General features: G+C 41.9%; 12 protein-coding genes. 4 read left to right on the top strand and 8 right to left on the bottom strand.

Going from position 1 to position 14,880, the window contains the following annotated elements:
- Position 1: 1 nt before the first annotated feature.
- Both AB6T38_RS15235 and hemN read left to right on the top strand, forming a co-directional pair.
- Positions 2 to 1,417, top strand: a complete 1,416-nt coding sequence (locus AB6T38_RS15235) for a TonB-dependent receptor (protein WP_372548117.1) — start codon at positions 2 to 4, stop codon at positions 1,415 to 1,417.
- 174 nt (positions 1,418 to 1,591) lie between these two features.
- On the top strand, positions 1,592 to 2,959 hold the full coding sequence (hemN, locus tag AB6T38_RS15230; RefSeq protein ID WP_372548116.1) for an oxygen-independent coproporphyrinogen III oxidase: 1,368 nt from the start codon (positions 1,592 to 1,594) through the stop codon (positions 2,957 to 2,959).
- Positions 2,960 to 2,981: 22 nt separating this feature from the next.
- On the opposite strand, the gene AB6T38_RS15225 is transcribed toward hemN, so the two are convergent.
- From AB6T38_RS15225 to AB6T38_RS15190, 8 genes are read right to left on the bottom strand one after another with little or no spacing between them, the layout of a single operon-like run.
- Entirely contained in the window at positions 2,982 to 4,319 is a 1,338-nt protein-coding gene (locus AB6T38_RS15225; protein ID WP_372548115.1) for a DUF58 domain-containing protein, read from the bottom strand.
- Positions 4,316 to 5,362, bottom strand: coding sequence for an AAA family ATPase (locus AB6T38_RS15220; protein ID WP_372548114.1), 1,047 nt, complete (start codon positions 5,360 to 5,362; stop codon positions 4,316 to 4,318). The genes AB6T38_RS15225 and AB6T38_RS15220 overlap by 4 nt, the downstream gene beginning before the upstream one ends.
- The gene (locus AB6T38_RS15215; RefSeq protein WP_372548113.1) at positions 5,359 to 6,534 is read right to left on the bottom strand and encodes a DUF4350 domain-containing protein; all 1,176 of its coding nucleotides are present in this window, start codon (positions 6,532 to 6,534) and stop codon (positions 5,359 to 5,361) included. The genes AB6T38_RS15220 and AB6T38_RS15215 overlap by 4 nt, the downstream gene beginning before the upstream one ends.
- On the bottom strand, positions 6,531 to 8,093 hold the full coding sequence (locus tag AB6T38_RS15210; RefSeq protein ID WP_372548112.1) for a hypothetical protein: 1,563 nt from the start codon (positions 8,091 to 8,093) through the stop codon (positions 6,531 to 6,533). The genes AB6T38_RS15215 and AB6T38_RS15210 overlap by 4 nt, the downstream gene beginning before the upstream one ends.
- On the bottom strand, positions 8,090 to 9,076 hold the full coding sequence (locus AB6T38_RS15205) for a stage II sporulation protein M (protein WP_372548111.1): 987 nt from the start codon (positions 9,074 to 9,076) through the stop codon (positions 8,090 to 8,092). The genes AB6T38_RS15210 and AB6T38_RS15205 overlap by 4 nt, the downstream gene beginning before the upstream one ends.
- Positions 9,073 to 9,753, bottom strand: a complete 681-nt coding sequence (locus tag AB6T38_RS15200; RefSeq protein ID WP_372548110.1) for an RDD family protein — start codon at positions 9,751 to 9,753, stop codon at positions 9,073 to 9,075. The genes AB6T38_RS15205 and AB6T38_RS15200 overlap by 4 nt, the downstream gene beginning before the upstream one ends.
- Positions 9,754 to 9,768: 15 nt before the next feature.
- Positions 9,769 to 10,464 carry a hypothetical protein gene (locus AB6T38_RS15195; protein WP_372548109.1) on the bottom strand — a complete coding sequence of 232 codons (696 nt, stop codon included), beginning with the start codon at positions 10,462 to 10,464 and terminating at the stop codon, positions 9,769 to 9,771.
- A gap of 21 nt (positions 10,465 to 10,485) precedes the next feature.
- Complete coding sequence (locus AB6T38_RS15190; RefSeq protein WP_372548108.1) at positions 10,486 to 11,604, bottom strand: succinylglutamate desuccinylase/aspartoacylase family protein; 1,119 nt, start codon at positions 11,602 to 11,604, stop codon at positions 10,486 to 10,488.
- A 154-nt stretch (positions 11,605 to 11,758) separates the two neighbouring features.
- On the opposite strand from AB6T38_RS15190, the gene AB6T38_RS15185 reads away from it, so the two are divergent.
- Positions 11,759 to 13,189: a deoxyribodipyrimidine photo-lyase gene (locus tag AB6T38_RS15185; RefSeq protein WP_372548107.1), complete on the top strand. Its 1,431-nt coding sequence runs from the start codon at positions 11,759 to 11,761 to the stop codon at positions 13,187 to 13,189.
- A 23-nt stretch (positions 13,190 to 13,212) separates the two neighbouring features.
- On the top strand, positions 13,213 to 14,754 hold the full coding sequence (locus AB6T38_RS15180) for a cryptochrome/photolyase family protein (RefSeq protein WP_372548106.1): 1,542 nt from the start codon (positions 13,213 to 13,215) through the stop codon (positions 14,752 to 14,754).
- The last annotated feature ends 126 nt before the right edge of the window (positions 14,755 to 14,880 follow it).

The following is a 14,880-nucleotide window of genomic DNA, read 5'->3' as shown; positions in this document are numbered from 1 at the left end:
AATGGATAAACAAGTCAGTTCTAGATCAACTAGTCAAAAAGCACTACGAATTAACCTCGACGAAAAAAAATATGGGACTATTGTTGAAATAGGCGCTGGGCAAGAGGTTGCCAGACAATTTTTTATTGCTGGTGCAGCAGCCGGGACAATAGCAAAAACTATGTCAGCCTATGACATGGTTTTTTCAGATGCTATCTACGGAGTGCAACAAGATGGGCGTTATGTGAGTCAAGCCCGTGTTCAAGCGATGATGGAACAAGAGTTCGACTTAGTTGTCGATCGAGTAGGTAATATTCGCTCTAAAAGTTCACGTTATTTTGCTTATGCAGCTACGGTGGCAGCGAAAAGTTTTGGCCGCAAAAACGAATGTCATGCGTGGCTAGGGGTTCGTATTCAAATGTACCCTGGTGCAGAACCTTCTGATATTAAAGTCCATGTGCGTATGCTTGATGATAATGCAGAAGCGCAACAACAAGCATTAGGCGTGATTGGTGTGAATTTAATATACGCTGCTTATTTCTATTTTGAAGATCCAAAAATGATTATCGATTCACTCACCGATAACATGAAACCCAATCGAGTTGAAATTGACTTTATCGACTTCAAAGGCCCCTACTTCCTTGATGCAGATAATCGAATTAAAAATTTGCACCTGATCCGCAGCTGGAAAACCCGCGCAGTCATGTTCAAACCGGATGGAAGTGTGGCGATCCCAGCAGAACTGCTGTACAAAAAGAATATTCTCACCATTCGAGGTTCATTCAGGCCAGTAACTAAGCTCAATGTCGATATGATTGAACAAGGCCAAACATCTTTTTACGAATTAAAAGGTGTGGATAAATCGAATACAGCGGTCATTGCAGAAATATCCTTAAATGATATGAAAGGGAATGACGCGCAAATGCCTGAAAAAGACATAGTCGCGCGAGTACAACTGCTTAACTCTTTAGGTTATAACGTGATGGTGTCAGACTATACTCGTTATTTCTCGTTACGAGCTTATTTCCGTCAATACACCAAGATGCAAATAGGCATTGTGGTGGGTATGGTAAATATCAAACAGATTTTTGATGAAGCCAGCTATAAAGGTGTTGAAGGCGGAATAATGGAAGGCTTCGGAAAACTGTTTCCGGACAATACCCGCATGTATATCTATCCAGAGATAGATGAAAATGGCGAACTCAATGACTTCACCTTGGTAAAAGTTCCAGAGCATCTACGCTTCCTTTATCGACATCTACTGGAAAATGGTTTCCTTGCCGGAATTGAATGCAGTGATAGCGAATTATTTTCAATCTATTCCCGAGATTTATTGAGGCAACTACCCTTAGGTCGCGGGGAGTGGGAAAGTGCAGTTCCCGAAAGTGTTGCTGAGGAAATTATAGCGAATAAGTTTTTTGGTTACCGTGAACGTTAAAGTTTTAATCATTTGATAGGCATAAAAATGGCAGTTAATCTGCCATTTTTCACTTTTACTCCCTTGCCAATTTAACCACAATTTTCAAGTTGGCAAAATATTGCGCAAGATCAATAAAGCTCAAATGTAAAAAAACTAAACTGCAATAACTAAATGATTATTGCGAATTACACCATGAACTCAAAACGATTCTTCGACCCCAATTTACTTGAAAAATACAACACAAATGGGCCACGTTATACCTCCTACCCTACGGCATTGTCCTTTAGTGAATCTTTTTACAATGATGATTTAATCAAAGCGGTAAAGACTTCACCGAATACGGATCTGTCACTTTATATTCATATCCCCTTTTGTCACAGTCTATGTTACTACTGTGGATGCAACAAAGTTGTCACCCGCCACCCAGAAAAGGCGGAGGATTATATGTTTCATTTACTGGCTGAAATTACTCAGCGTCAGGAGTTGTTTAAGAAGCACGTAGTTCGTCAAATTCATTTAGGAGGAGGTACCCCAAGTTTCTTAAGCAAACAACAGCTTTCAAACTTAATAGCGGTATTGAAAAGTCACTTCAAACTTAGCGAAGACGTAGAGATTGGTATAGAAATAGACCCTAGAAACTTAACCTTAGATTACATTGACCACCTTGCTAATATTGGTTTTAACCGACTCAGTATCGGTGTTCAAGATATTGATCCCCAGGTGCAAAAAGCTATAAATAGGGTGCAATCTACAGAATTGATCGAACAAATTGTTGAACGAGCAAATAAAATTGGCTTTAACTCAGTTAATTTAGATCTGATTTATGGGCTTCCCCATCAAACCCCAGAACGATTTGAACGCACTGTTGATAAAGTAATTCAAATGGGTGTGCAAAGAATATCTCTGTTTAGTTATGCCCATTTACCGGAACGCTTTCCTGCCCAACGAAAACTGCGTGATGAGTGGCTGCCTAATGCAAATCAAAAACTGGAACTGATGAAGTTAGCAATTGAACGTTTTCTAGATGCAGGTTATAACATGATTGGTATGGATCATTTTGCTAAACCAAATGACGAACTAGCCAAGGCGCAAAAGCAACAAAAACTGCACCGTAATTTTCAAGGCTACACCACCCACGCAGATTGTGATCTACTTGGTTTTGGAGTGTCCGCAATCAGCAATATCGGCGATTGTTTCAGTCAAAACTACAAACAATTAGGCGAGTATTATCAAGGATTAAATGAAACCCATAGTGCGGTTCACAAAGGCGTCAAATTAAACCTTGATGACCAAATAAGAGGCTTCGTTATTAGCCAATTAATGTGTAACTTCTCCCTAGATAAATCCCAAGTGGAAAACCTGTATGACATCCAGTTTGACCATTATTTCAAGCACAGTTTGCGTGCTTTACAGCCATTTGAGGAAGATAATCTAATTGAAAACTCAGCCACGAAAATTGTCGTTAAAGACAAAGCTAGGCTACTGATCCGTAATATTTGTATGAGCTTTGATGCCTATATTAAGAATCAGCAAATAGGTCGCTATTCTCGGGTGATATAAAGCAATATAATCAAGGTAAGTCTTACAGTAAACCGGCCTTCTTAATACTCAAATACGTGTTTAGCACATTGGGTGTTAGGTGGGAAGCTGGTGCATTGATACAAATCACGCCTTCTCGTTTTAGCCGTTGAACATTACGATCTATGGACTTTTTAATTTTATGGGCTGACGCATATACAATGGCGTCCTCGAAAGTTTCTACAGAGTGATCATCTATCTGTTTATAGATGGGTTCTTCGATACTGATCACCGCAACTAAATGCTTGCCTTTGAGTAATTCTACCGCTTTAAGTAAATCGTCAAAATCTTCATCTCGCAGACAACTAACTAAGAGTATCAATGCCCGCTTAGGTTGTTTGACTAACAACTCCTGTGCTGCGCTTAGGTAATCACTGGCAATCTTTTGAGGATATAGGTCATAAAAATGCTGCATAACTTTACTAACATTTTGCGCACCACGCACATGACTTAACCAACGAGATTCGCTACCAAAACTTTGCAAACTTAGGTTATCGCCATTTTTTAATGCGGTGTATGACAACATGATCAGTGAATTAAGGGCATGGTCAAAATAACTCAGATCATCATCCTGCACGTGCATACGTCGGCCAGAGTCGAGCATAATAATGACATGCTGATTTTTTTCTTCCTGATACTCCCGTGAAATCAGTTTGTTAAATCGACTAGTGGCGCGCCAGTCTATTTGCTTGATACTTTCGCCTTCACGGTAATCTCGCAATTGCAGAAAATCCATGCCACTGCCGCGCTTATTAAACTTCTTTAACCCAGCCTGAGTGAGATTCACACTTCCATGTAAACCTGCCAAGTCTGAAATGGCGGTGAAATTAGGAAAGACTTTGTGTTCGCTAACATGTTCTATCCAGTACACAAAATCCCAAAAGCCCAACCTAGATTCGACTTTAATTTCAGTGGCGCTAATTTGCGAAGGTCCCCTTCTGCTGGGTGTGACCTGATATTCAAACTCAGCGATTTGACCAGGCTCTAAATGGCAGCGGTGAAAATTATTAGAACAATGCCAATGTTCAGGGACAATTTCACTGCATTGCAAATTCAAATTCCGATACCCGCGGTTGGCCATGGCAATGCTTACATTTTGCGGCATGTGCACCGATAAATTGTTAGGCACTTCTCTTTTCACCGCCACTTGGGGAGCATGACGGCTGATGATTAAGTCGTATCCCACTAATGCAATTGCAACTAAAGCCAACGCCATTGGTAAGCCAGAAAACTGCCCTAAACCATTAAAATAGATGACAATTGGCAATACCAAACCGATAACGCACAGTGTAGCGACCCATTTAAGTAATCGCTTTGAAGGGGCTAGCCTGATCAGTTTCATTGCCTTGGAGATGCCGCCTGTTGAATAATTTCCGAAAGCACTTGTTCTGCCGAAGAACCAGATATTTCTCGCTCTGCAGATAAGATTATGCGGTGTCGTAAAACCGGTAACAGCATGGCTTTTATATGATCCGGCGTCACAAACCCTTGGCCTTCACAAAGGGCTTTCACCTTAGCAGCCTGTACTAATGCAATACTCGCTCGAATTCCTGCTCCGTGGACAATTCCATCCCATTCTCGGGTTGCCCGCACTAACCCAACAGCATAATCCACCACTTTGTCATCAATCAGCACCCGACTAACCAGTTCTTTAAGCTCTAGTACATCCTGCTTGCTCAATACACTTTGAATTGCCGCGTTAACAATACCGGTTTGGTTTTCGGTATTGAGTTTGGTTAAGGTGATCTCGTCGTGATGTTCAGGATAACTAACCAACACCTTCAACATAAAACGATCCAACTCTGCCTCAGGCAAAGGGTAAGTCCCTTCATTGTCGATGGGGTTTTGGGTAGCCAATACCATAAAAGGCGTTTCAAGGGGCATACTCTGACCATCAATGGTTATTTGATATTCTTGCATAACTTCTAACAAGGCAGCCTGAGTTTTGGCCGGTGCTCGGTTAATTTCATCGGCCAATAATAAATGCGTAAATGCAGGCCCTTTACGCAATGTAAATTTCCCTGAGGCCATGTCTAACATGGAATGACCAGTGACATCGGCGGGCATCAAATCCGGTGTAAATTGCACCCGCTTATAGTCAAGGTCAATACTCTTTGCTAATGCTCTTATTAATAAGGTTTTCCCGAGTCCTGGTACACCTTCAAGTAATACATGTCCACCCGCCAAAAACGCAATAATCACTTGCTCTACTACGTCATTTTGGCCAATCAATAAGCGCTGAACATTACTTTTTAAGCCGTTGATTTGTGCATAGGCTTGATTCAGTGTTTGCTGATCAATTAGTGATTCATTTTGCCCTTCAACTATGGCTGGTTGTGGGGAGATCTCTGGTGATTGATTGGGATCTAATTCAGCGTCATTCATAACATTTTCCTGAGAGTCTGTAGACTCGCTATTCTTTGGGTAAATTGTGTTTCATTCATTTGTGTTTGACTAAACATCAACGAATTAATCGTATCTGTTGGCCAACCGCTTAACTGGGTCAATTGTTCAAGTAATTGTTGTCTTTCGGCACTTTTAGTTGCTGGTCGTTTTTTGTGTAAGGCCACAATAACGGAGTGACGAATTTCTTCGATTAACGCCTGTTGACGTTTATGTCGCCAATAAAATTCGCCCGCGGCTTTGATGTGCAATGAAAACGGTGTGCTAGTATCTTCCGATGTTCGAAAAATAGGTCCAAAACGCATGGACCAATGCCACATACTTAAAGCAAGCAGAACCGCTGCAAACCAAATAAAGTAGGGAGCAAATTCGTATAACAGGCTGAACCAATGGGGTAATTCACGACTAGAAAAAATGTAGACCTTAGATGAAGTACCGCCTAATTGCGCCAATAACTCCACATTGTCTTCATCACCGATTTGATAATTATTCCAAATATAGACATCAGTAAGCATGGTTATGAGGCCATCGCCCATTTCCATCTGAGCAAAAGTAGGACCGTTTATATCCCCTGCGGTATAAAAAATATTGGGATCCTCAGGTAACACCAAGCGATAACTAGTTTCGAGATTGACCATTAAAGGTTGCTCGTCAGGATTGATTATCTCTGTTGCCACAAACTGATATTCTGTTTCTTCTGATAACCAGTAAACACTGAGGTTTAATTGTTGAATCAGTGAATTAGCGCGAAACACATCGGCGTCCTGACTGGCGTTAAGGGCGATAACTAAATGGCCGCCAGAATTTACCCAGTCGAGTAATTGCTCAGCGATACTACTAGATAGGGCGATTTCACCTTCTGATAAAACAATAGTGTCGTCAGTATTGGGAAAAATCGCAGCGTCAGTGTTGGCGTACAACAAACGATAATCTTCAAGTAATTGTACATCTGTTCCTTGTTGTTCGAGAAACAACTTGGCCGCTAAAAAGGGTTGTTTACGGGCTTCTTCATTAAAGCCGATATCCGTTACTTTTTCGTAAGTTTCAAAGCCCTTATATATATACACACTGGCAATCAAAATGATCAGTGCCGATAAAATCCTGACTGTCCAGGTTTGTTTAGCTTCTACTGGCTGCAAGTTTGCACTGCTCATGAGCTCACCTCAGTTTCAGCAAACAAGGTTTTCCACTTATCACATAACCATTGCATGGTGGTTTTTTCAGGCCATTCATGTGCCCAAGCTAAATGAACCCAAGTGTCCACCAGTCGCTGCATAAACTCACTGCGCTCACCAACAACAGAGGCTTTAATTACCTCAAGACACTCCCGTTCGGTCATAGACTTGGTCAAAGGTAAGGCCTGCTTTTTACTGATTTCCAATAAACTGGTTATCAACATTAACGACATCAATTTCCGATAAGCCTGAGCATCGAATAAAAGATCCATTTCTGAGGCAACATCATCAGGCAAGGTATCCCCTTGATAGGCCTGACTAAACAGAGGCATTTCTAATTCCTCTACGGGGGCTTGTTTGGGGGATTGTTTAAAAAACCCTTTAATATTGTCTTTGGTCAGATAGACCAACAATAGCAGCACAACGCCAAACGCTAACCACATTAAAACTTCGGCAAAATTTGCAAAAAACAATAAACCAGCAGTTAACCATGCGGGTAAATCAGTAGATGAGTTCTGACTTTCCTTTTCTGTCTCATCGTCGTCATCCCAGCCTACCCATCGATAACCCGTTTCGGTTTTTTGACCATTAAACGGCGGCGCGTCCAATATTGCTTGTACCTTTGCTTCACTTTCAAATTCAATATTCTGTTGGTTGGCCGGATCTGTGTCCTCGCGTTGTAATTCTTGTTCGCTCTCGAACTGGGGCACTGAAACTTCCTGAGGATCACCTTCTGCCCAAGTTTCTGATACCGGTGAAAAACATAACATCAAGGCTAAAATACAACTGGCTGCGGTTCCCATTGCAGGTTTGGCAACTTTGTTCACGGCGCGCTTAAAACCAATCTCAATATCCCAACCTTCTAAAATCACTCTGCGATTTAAATAAGCGGCAAAGCTACCGGCGATATAAATAGGCCCTATGAGCAAATAAGCCAAGTAAGAAAATAGGTTAAAGGTCAACTCTATCCCCCAAGCATCACTTGAGATGGCCTGCCAATAATCAAACTCAACGCCAGCCGGAACAACGTAACTAATCAGTGCCACTAAACCGAAAATAATGATCAATTCCCAGCCCAAACAGATAAATGTCCACCAAGCGGTATTATCATCCGTAGTACGATGTAAGATGTTTAGGCGTTTACTTCGCGCCACACCATCTAAGCCTTCCAATTGTTGAATGGCTAAATCAAAGCCACGAGTGGGCGATAACCTTCGCCAGGTAATACTGGCAAACCACTGTTTTTTTAGGAGTTGCGGCCAAGCTTTAATGGCCTCTTTGGCTGTCACCCTTTGGCCAAACACTTGACGACTTAATATATGTAACAAGCCTCTTTCATATAGCGGTTTTAACCACCAAAAAGCCACGACTCCCCAAACAATATCTATGGCGCAAGCTAATACGAAAATGGGTAAGGTTACCACCAGCCAGAAACTGACCAGTGACGAATACCAACGCAGCGCCATGCGACAACCTAAGTCGAAGGATCGCCAACTGTTGCGAGGGCGAATTTCCAAGGTCATATTATCAATATTCACGATGCTTTCCCGCCCTGACGAGGGGTTCGCGGGAAGGTGTAGAGTAACACCCACACCCAACACACTGTGCCCACTGTGTACTTCACAGCATTGGGAACTAAGGTACTACTTGACCAAAAGGCTTCAATAAATGCCGCCACTACTAACATTAAAAACGCCCCAAAGATAATCGGAAACGTCACTTTCCCCGCGTGTTTTAAGGCTGCGGTACGAGACAACTGTCCAGGTCGGATAATATGCATGCCAATAACCCCACCAGCCGCTGCCGACAACACTATGGCGGTTAATTCAAAAGAACCATGGGTGATCACAAAGGAAAAAAACGTACTGGAGAACCCTACATTGACAATGTGCGCGCTCACTGCGCCAAAAAATATGGCGTTGAACATCAGATAATAAAGGGTGCCAAAGCCTAATAAAAATCCCCCCACAAAACACTGAAAGGCAATGGAGATATTATTTTTTATATAAAATCCAAACATTAAAAAGTCGCTATCCGAGTCTCTTTCGTTGCGATAATTTCCGGTACTTTCATCTATTCTCGATGCGGGGTCGTACATCTGTTCTAACTCGGTTACCTGAGAGTTTGGCATCACATTCCGCACAAATTCCGGTTCGATGATAGTGGCTGAAAACGTAATTAAGGCCAAACCGTAAAATAAGATATGGGCCCAAATAACATAGGGACGAATAAGCCGTAACTGGGCGGGAAAATCATACTTCACAAATTGCCAAAACGGTGCCCAAACGCGGTTACTGGGTTTGTATAAGCATTGCTGACCTTGCAGCAGAAGATCATTTAAGCGGGAAATTAAAGCCGGACTGTAAAGACGACTTTTGGCCACCGCTAAATCATGGGTGAGTTGTCTAAATGCATGGGGAAGATCAATATCGTATTCATGCAATTTATTGGGATCTTTTACCGCTTCTGCAAACGCTTCCCACTGCTTTTGACGCAATTGTATAAAATCATGTTGCTTCATGCTTTACCCACCAAATTAGCTGCGATGGATTTAAGTTGACTAACGGCTTCAGGGCCTTGCACATTAAGAATGGGAGATAAAATATTGGCCAATTCTTGCTGTCGCTGAGCACTCAGGGTTTTACTGCGTTCGGCAAATGCAATTATCGATTTTTGCATGTCAGCATCGAGTGTTAGTTCTATATTTTTTTGTTTTTCAAAACTAAAATAGCTGAGCCTTTGGGGGGCTTCGTGATAAACCACCATAGTCCCGCCAATATAATCCCCCACCCGTTTGTTGCGCTTAGAGAGAAGCAAGCAAGCTCCCCCCAACAAATAAAATGACGGTAGAAAATCTATCGCTCTAAATAGATTACGGATCAGCGAACCAGCAAAATTGATCGGCAAACCATTGTCATACACCACCGTTAATCCAAAGGATTTTTTGCCTGGTGTTTGGCCTTTAATCACTTCAAATATCACTGGGTAAAACCACTCAACTAAAAACATCACGATAAGCATTATCCCCACGCCAAAGTTACCGGCAAAGGTTAATGGGATTATGGCGGCAAGTACAATAACAACACGGATAAGAAAATCATATATGAAGGCTAAGGTGCGCACTCCAAGACCTGCTGGCGTGAGCTGTATATCGATACCTTCTGGGGTTTCTAAATTAATTTGATTATCTATTTTCACCACATCGACTCTTGTTTACTGCCAAAGATAAGACATAAATATTCCCACAAACACAAATCCCCAGTAGACAATACCCAGTAAAATAAACCCCCAATTGAGCAAGCTTAATTGACTATTTTGTCTCCCTTGAGGATCGTCACACACTTGGTTAATGTGCCCTTGAACGTACCAAATAGGCAGTATTTGTAGAGCAACTGTGGCAAAAAAAACCAATACAAAGGGGGCAAGTTGCTCATCAGTGGGCTCCCATTGATTGCTAAAAACAGACACTAAAATGGATAACAAATAGAGTGTTGCCATATAACCAGAAGCTTTGCTTTGAACACTTTTTGACTGCAAAGCGTCATTAACCTGGGCATACAGAGAGTGAACAAAAAACAGATTGAAAATGGCCCGCAAAATAGGGATACAGGGAAAATTAGCGTTGTCTTTTTGTAACTTCCAATTACGATAAAACCAGAATATAAGATAAAGGTTAAAGGTACAAAACGATAAGGTAATTAATTTACTGGAGGAAACTACATAAAAGGCATTGCGTTCAATGGCATTATCCAAACCTGAGCTAGCCAATTCCGCTTGAGGGGGGGCATACAGGCTTCCTTCTATATTGTTTTCTAACAAATTTAAACTTCCTTGTACTAACGGCATGACCAACTGAGCACTCGCTCGCCTTGCTTTGAGTATGCCATAAACATCTCTCAAATCCAGCAATTTAAAATGGGCACCTTAGCCTCAAGTTAACTGAATATAATGGGTAAAACACTTATACAATTGTGTCCCACTTAACACTGAAGCTGAGGGAAAGTGCAAGATTGGAATGAGATCACAGGGGGCAAAAAGAGTTTCTGTTCCCCGTTCATTTTCTAGTTCGTCTACATTGAGCACTTTGGCCAATGGCTGCCCTTTTTTGACTTCCACCCCAGGTTTAGCCAAATATTCCACTATGCCTCCCTGATGGGTATATAAGATTTTGTAATTGTTTAATGTCACCGCCACTCGCTGCATCTCTTTGGGGCTGTATTTAGCATCCACTAGGCAACCTTTGGCATTTAAATAAGACAAAATGCTTTGAGCATCATACAAACCTTCATCAAAACTAATGACTTCTTGTGACCCCATTTCTAAGGTAAAAGCTTCAACCTCAAATTGAATGGCACTCGACCTTTTTGCAGACAATAAATCTTGTAAGGTCCACCAATGACAGAAGGTCGCTTCATCTAATGCCCCAGCAAATTGATTGGGGATCAAGATAACATGTGGAATATTAAATAAAGTCGCTGAAGCCTTAGCATATTCAGGCACATAGATATGCCGAGTAGAAACGGGGCCATTGTGCAAATCAATGACAATATCGGCATCAAAGGCCAGTTGTTGGAGTTTCAAGTTAAGCTGCTGCGCCAGCCCTAGACCCCAAGTATCCGTTAACTTTTCATCAATTTTCTGTTTAATGGCCTGACGAAAGCGTGATTTGATGGCGTTTAAGGGTTCATCTTCCGCCACCGTATCCACAAAGTCAGTTACCAAGTCTTGATCAAAATAGTACCCTCGATTCCAATTTGTTCCATTAATGGGGTCAAATCGTCCTAAGGTATATTCACCCGCTTTGATATTGGTGCCCACTGGATTGCAGTTTGGCACTAGGGTGATTTCCCCACAAATATCAAGGTTTTTCAGGGTCTGAATTAAATGATAAATCACCACATTGCCCTGTACCTCAGCGCCATGAATTGAACTTTGCACATAAACTTTAGGCCCTGCCTTGCTACCTTTAAATCGGTACAAAGGCACATTCATATTTCTGCCCGAGGCATTTTGTGCAACTACAAGGTACTCTTTGGAAAACTGGTTCATTGACTAACTCTAACTTTCTATACAACACGTGTGATTACGTTAATTGAATCGCAACCGTTGTACAAATTAATATGCGTAATTGCTGAGATCCATATTGGTCTAAAATGGGTATTAGTTACTTTACATTTTTTATTACAAAATAAGGACTTTGGCTTTGAGCAATCCAATTAGCATCATGTGGTTTCGCCAGGACCTTCGCCTCAGGGATAACCCTGCACTGCGCAAGGCTTGCCAAAATGGCGACGTGCTCCCCGTTTATATTTATGATAATTGTAATGCCGAAAGTTTTACTCCAGGGGCGGCCAGCAAATGGTGGCTTCACCATTCATTGCACAGCTTAAATAAGTCCTTAGATGGAAAGTTACATATTGCTTGCGGTGATCCCCTAGAGATATTGCAAAACTTGATATCTGAAACTGGAGCTGAACAACTGGTTTGGAATCGTTGTTACCAGCCATGGCAAATCCACCGTGATAAACAGATAAAACAACAGTTACAAGAAGACGGTGTCACTGTGAATAGCTTTAATGGTTCCTTGTTATGGGAGCCATGGACGATTATGAACCAAAGCGGTACACCCTATAAAGTGTTCACCCCGTTTTACCGCAAAGGATGCTTAAAAGCGCCCTCTCCCCGTTCCGTGGAGGCCGCACCGAAACAAGCAACATTTATTTATCACAAGACACTGGATGCAGGAATAGACAGCCTTGAACTCTTGCCCAAGATCAACTGGTACAAACAAATGCAACAACAGTGGCAGCCAGGAGAAGAAGGCGCGGGAGTTGCGCTGAGCGACTTTTTAAACGAACCAGTAAACGAATACAAACAAGCCCGTGATGTGCCTAGCCTTAATGGCACCTCACATCTTTCGCCACATTTGCACTTCGGTGAAATATCTCCTAACCAAATTTGGTATGCCACTTTGCATAAGTTTGACGGCAGCATGGAAGATCCTCATATGGATTGTTTTTTAAGTGAAATTGGCTGGCGCGAATTTAGCTATTATTTGTTGTATCACTTTCCTACATTACCCAGTGAAAACTACAATGGAAAATTTAATCAATACCAGTGGCGAGGACGCAACAACAATTTAGAGGCTTGGCAGCAAGGGCAAACAGGTGTGCCTATTGTGGATGCTGGCATGCGTGAACTTTGGCAAACCGGTTACATGCATAACCGTGTGCGCATGATAGTAGGCTCCTACCTAGTAAAAAACTTACGAACACATTGGCATCATGGTGAAAGTTGGTTTTGGGATTGTTTGTTAGATGCAGATCTCGCCGCTAATAGCGCAAGTTGGCAATGGGTTGCGGGTTCCGGCGCGGACGCTTCGCCATTTTTTAGAATTTTTAACCCCGTCACCCAAGGGGAAAAGTTTGATACCGAAGGCGAATACGTCCGTCATTATTGTCCTGAACTAAAAGACCTACCGAACAAATATATCCACAAACCTTGGGATGCACCTAAGGAAGTTTTATCTAAAGCAGGGATCCGTCTTGGAGAAGACTACCCTCATCCGTTAGTGGATTTAAAAGAGTCACGCCAACAAGCTTTAGACGCCTATGAAGCCGTCAAAAATGCCTAAATTACCGAATTGAGATCAAGAGCATGGCAAATACCCTTAGATTAATTCTTGCAGACCAGCTCAGCATGTCTTTAGCTAGTTTGCGGGATTGTGACAAAAACAACGATTTAATTTTACTGGCGGAAGTAAAAACGGAAGCCAGTTACGTAAAGCATCATAAAAAGAAAATCGCTTTTTTATTTTCTGCTATGCGCCATTTTGCGCAACAACTGACAGACTCAGGTTATCAAGTTCGATATATCAAGTATGACGATCCAGACAACCAAGGATCGTTATTTAAAGAAGTAAAACGTGTTCTAGAGAATAGCAAAATTAAACAAATTGCCCTCACTTTTCCAGGAGAATACCGAGTACTGCAAGATTTTAAAAGCTGGCAAGAAAAGTTAGATGCTCCCGTCTCAATCATGGATGATGACCGATTTTTGAGTCATATCGATGATTTTTCCCAGTGGGCAAAAGATAAAAAACAACTGCGGATGGAGTTTTTCTATCGGCAAATGCGTCAATCCACCATGACGTTAATGGAAGCAGATCAACCCAGTGGCGGAAAATGGAACTATGACAGTGCTAACCGCAATGCAATGGATAAAGATGTCGAAATTCCCAGCCACAGCCAATTTGAACCAGACCAGATCACCCAAGAAGTATTAAAATTGGTGGAAACTGAGTTTACCGATCATTTTGGCAATTTAGATAATTTCCATTTTGCCACCACACGACAACAAGCATTAATGATATTGAAAGATTTTGTGGCGGAAAGATTATCCAACTTTGGCCAATATCAAGATGCCATGGTGCAAGGCAAACCTTGGTTATTCCATTCCCATATTAGCTTTTATTTAAACTGCGGTTTACTGCTACCTAGAGAGGTCATCGAACTGGCCGAGAATGCTTATCATAATGGTGATGCGCCGCTGAACTCTGTTGAGGGTTTTATTCGGCAAGTACTTGGTTGGCGGGAGTATGTGAGAGGGATTTATTGGCTAAAAATGCCCGATTACAAAAAACAAAATGCCCTCCATGCACAGCGACAGTTACCGGAATTTTTTTGGAGTGCAGACACTGATATGAATTGTTTACAACAATGTATCAGTGAAACCCGAGACAACGCCTATGCCCATCATATTCAGCGATTAATGATTTTAGGAAACTTTTTGCTGTTAAGTGGTGTGCATCCGGATGATGTTAACCAATGGTATTTGATCGTTTACGCCGATGCCTATGAATGGGTGGAAATGCCCAATGTTAGCGGCATGATTTTATACGCCGATGGAGGTTTGTTAGCCAGTAAACCCTATGCGGCAAGTGGCAGTTATATCAATAAAATGTCCGATTACTGCCAACATTGCCATTATAACGTTAAGCAGAAAAACGGCCCACAAGCCTGCCCGTTTAATTACCTATATTGGGACTTTTTGGACCGTAACCGAGACAAGCTCGCCACCAACCCAAGGTTAGGCATGCCCTACGCCACCTTAAACAGAATGAAAGATGAAAAATTACGGCATATTCGTCAAGACAGCGAAATATTCTTCAAGGCATTAGATAACAACCAGCCCGTGTAGCATGGCATTTATGCCGTGGGGTTGTAGCACGGCATTTATGCCGTGGGTTGTTTATACGTGGAAATGAAACATGTTATGCCATGGAAACGATGCCATAAACACACCAACGTAAACTTAACACCTAAG

The sequence above is a fragment of the Aliiglaciecola sp. SL4 genome (assembly GCF_041538045.1).
Lineage (GTDB): Bacteria > Pseudomonadota > Gammaproteobacteria > Enterobacterales > Alteromonadaceae > Aliiglaciecola.
This window is presented reverse-complemented; position numbering and strand designations above follow the sequence as displayed.

Bases quoted from the DNA above. Each gene is read 5' to 3' on its own strand.
- AB6T38_RS15235 (WP_372548117.1), top strand. From the start codon at position 2: ATGGATAAACAAGTCAGTTCTAGATCAACTAGTCAAAAAGCACTACGA.
- hemN (WP_372548116.1), top strand. From the start codon at position 1,592: ATGAACTCAAAACGATTCTTCGACCCCAATTTACTTGAAAAATACAAC.
- AB6T38_RS15225 (WP_372548115.1), bottom strand. From the start codon at position 4,319: ATGAAACTGATCAGGCTAGCCCCTTCAAAGCGATTACTTAAATGGGTC.
- AB6T38_RS15220 (WP_372548114.1), bottom strand. From the start codon at position 5,362: ATGAATGACGCTGAATTAGATCCCAATCAATCACCAGAGATCTCCCCA.
- AB6T38_RS15215 (WP_372548113.1), bottom strand. From the start codon at position 6,534: ATGAGCAGTGCAAACTTGCAGCCAGTAGAAGCTAAACAAACCTGGACA.
- AB6T38_RS15205 (WP_372548111.1), bottom strand. From the start codon at position 9,076: ATGAAGCAACATGATTTTATACAATTGCGTCAAAAGCAGTGGGAAGCG.
- AB6T38_RS15190 (WP_372548108.1), bottom strand. From the start codon at position 11,604: ATGAACCAGTTTTCCAAAGAGTACCTTGTAGTTGCACAAAATGCCTCG.
- AB6T38_RS15180 (WP_372548106.1), top strand. From the start codon at position 13,213: ATGGCAAATACCCTTAGATTAATTCTTGCAGACCAGCTCAGCATGTCT.